This is a genomic window from Paraburkholderia sp. (assembly GCF_026225065.1).
In the GTDB taxonomy this organism is placed as follows: domain Bacteria; phylum Pseudomonadota; class Gammaproteobacteria; order Burkholderiales; family Burkholderiaceae; genus Paraburkholderia.
In genome coordinates, this window is record NZ_JAMFSB010000368.1 from 1 (window position 1) to 2375 (window position 2375).

The following is a 2375-nucleotide window of genomic DNA, read 5'->3' on the forward strand; positions in this document are numbered from 1 at the left end:
CAATATCTTCGCGCTGTCGCATGTGATCGAGCCGCTTGGTGCCAAGTTGCAGATTGCACGCAACGGCCGTGAAGCGCTCGAATTGCTGGACAGGGAGGCGGAAGTCGATCTGGTGCTGATGGACATCATGATGCCGGAAATGGACGGCCTGACCGCGATGGCGGAGATTCGCCGCAATCCGCGCTTTGCCCACCTGCCGATCATCGCCCTGACTGCCAAGGCGATGGCGAACGACCGGGTGCGCTGCCTGGAAGCGGGGGCGGACGACTACATCTCGAAGCCGATCGACGTCGACAAGCTGGTCGCGCTGTGCCGCGTCTGGCTGCGGCAACGCTAGTCGCAGAGAACCGTGCGATGAAAAGCAACCCGCCCGCGCCTGAAGTCCGGCCGCCGCGCATCAGCGATTTCGACATCGAACTGAAGCTGCTGCTGGAGGCGATTTATCTGAAGTACCAGCACGACTTTCGCCATTACGCGATGTCGTCGTTGCGCCGCCGGCTGACCCAGGCGCTGGACGAGTTCGGTCTCACCACGCTCTCGCAGTTGCAGGACCGCATCATGCGCAACGGCGCCGAGTTCGCACGCCTGTTCCAGTATCTGACGGTGCAGGTGAGCGATATGTTTCGCGATCCAGCCTATTTCATGGCGCTGCGCCAGCACGTGATGCCGGTCCTGCGGACCTATCCCTCGGTCAAGGTGTGGGTGGCCGGCTGCAGCACGGGCGAGGAACTGTGGTCGCTGAAGATTCTGTTCGACGAAGAGGGGCTGACTGAGCGCACGCTGTTCTACGCCACCGACATCAACCCCGACGCGCTGGCGCGCGCCGAGTCGGGCATCTACGCGCTCGACCGGATTGCGGGCTTCACTCAGAACTACCTGGCTGCGGGCGGCAAGCGCTCGCTGTCCGACTATTATCACGCGGCCTACGGCGGCGCGCGCTTTGCCGGCGCGCTGAAAGACCGGGTGGTGTTCGCCGATCACAGCCTGTCGACCGACGAAGTGTTCCTTGAGGCACATCTGGTATCGTGCCGCAACGTTATGATCTATTTTGAGCGCGCGCTGCAGGATCGCGCGCTAGGATTGTTTCAACGTGCCCTCGTGCGGCGCGGCTTCCTTGGCCTGGGCAGCAAGGAAAGCCTGCGTTTCTCGAGCCAGCACGAAGCGTTTGACGAGTTTTGTCCGCGTGAGCGTATCTACCAGAAGCGCTAACGCCGCCGCCATGCCAACATCGTTCAGCCGACCCTGACGCGAGTTCCTATGCGCGCACAACCTTCTACAGTAAAACGCCAGGCCGCCCCGGCACGCCCGCGCGCGTTCCAGATGGTGGCGATCGGGGCGTCGGCGGGTGGCATCGACGTCCTGAACGGGCTGCTGGCCGCGCTGCCTGGCGATTTCTCCGCTTCCGTGATGGTCGTCGTCCATCTTCCCGCCGATCCGCTCAGTTACCTCGTGCAAACCTTCAGCCATCGCAGTACGCTGCCGGTGCTCGAACCCGACGCAGGCGAGCGTATTCTCGGGGGCCGCGTCTACGTGGCGCCGCCTGGCTATCACATGCTGGTTGAAGACGACCGAACGGTGGCGTTATCCACGGAGGCGGCCGTGCGTTTCTCGCGGCCGTCGATCGACGTGATGTTCGAATCGGCCGCCTGGGTGTATCGCGAGCGCCTGCTTGCGCTGCTGCTTTCAGGCGCCAACGAAGATGGGGTGCGCGGCCTCGAAAGGGTGCGTGCGCTGGGCGGCGCCGCCTGGGTTCAGGCGCCTGATACGGCCTCGTCACCGGAAATGCCGCGCGCCGCGATCGAGCGCGGTGTTGCCGACGAAATTTTGACTCCCTCTACAATAGCGCGTCGCCTTGCGCGGCTGCCGGCTTTTATTGAACGTGAATCCTGACCCGATGCCATGACGAATCCCACTGTCAACATTCTGATCGTCGACGACATCGCGCATAACATCATGGCGCTTCAGGCGTCGCTGACCCGGCCGGAGATCAACCTACTGGTGGCCGATTCCGGCACGGCCGCACTGGACCTCCTGCTCAAACACGAAGTGGCGCTGGCCATTCTCGACGTCAACATGCCGGGCATGAACGGCTTCGAGCTGGCCGCGCTGATGCGCGGCAGCCCACGTACCTCGCATGTGCCGATCATCTTTCTGACAGCAACCGCGCAGGACGCCTCGCGCACATTCCGCGGCTATGAAGCGGGCGCCGTGGACTTTCTCTATAAGCCGTTCGACCCGCGCATCCTGCAATCGAAGGTGGATGTGTTCGTGCAACTCGAACAGCAGAAACGCCAGCTCGCCGCGCAACTGGTGACGACGCGTCAGATGCTCGAAGCCAACGAAATGCTGATGGCGGTGCTCGGCCACGATCTGCG

General features: G+C 63.1%; 4 protein-coding genes. All 4 read left to right on the top strand.

Going from position 1 to position 2375, the window contains the following annotated elements; genetic code table 11:
- The coding region (locus tag M0954_RS25770) for a response regulator (RefSeq protein ID WP_297356261.1) at positions 1-337 on the top strand (337 nt) is incomplete at its 5' end.
- 17 nt (positions 338-354) lie between these two features.
- Entirely contained in the window at positions 355-1209 is an 855-nt protein-coding gene (locus M0954_RS25775) for a CheR family methyltransferase (protein ID WP_297356263.1), read from the top strand.
- Positions 1210-1257: 48 nt separating this feature from the next.
- Complete coding sequence (locus M0954_RS25780; RefSeq protein ID WP_122155898.1) at positions 1258-1890, top strand: chemotaxis protein CheB; 633 nt, start codon at positions 1258-1260, stop codon at positions 1888-1890.
- Positions 1891-1899: 9 nt separating this feature from the next.
- Positions 1900-2375: response regulator (locus tag M0954_RS25785; protein ID WP_297356264.1), on the top strand; the 476-nt coding region annotated here is incomplete at its 3' end.

Coding starts and splice junctions, on each gene's coding strand:
- M0954_RS25775 (WP_297356263.1), top strand. CDS start 355: ATGAAAAGCAACCCGCCCGCGCCTGAAGTCCGGCCGCCGCGCATCAGC.
- M0954_RS25780 (WP_122155898.1), top strand. CDS start 1,258: ATGCGCGCACAACCTTCTACAGTAAAACGCCAGGCCGCCCCGGCACGC.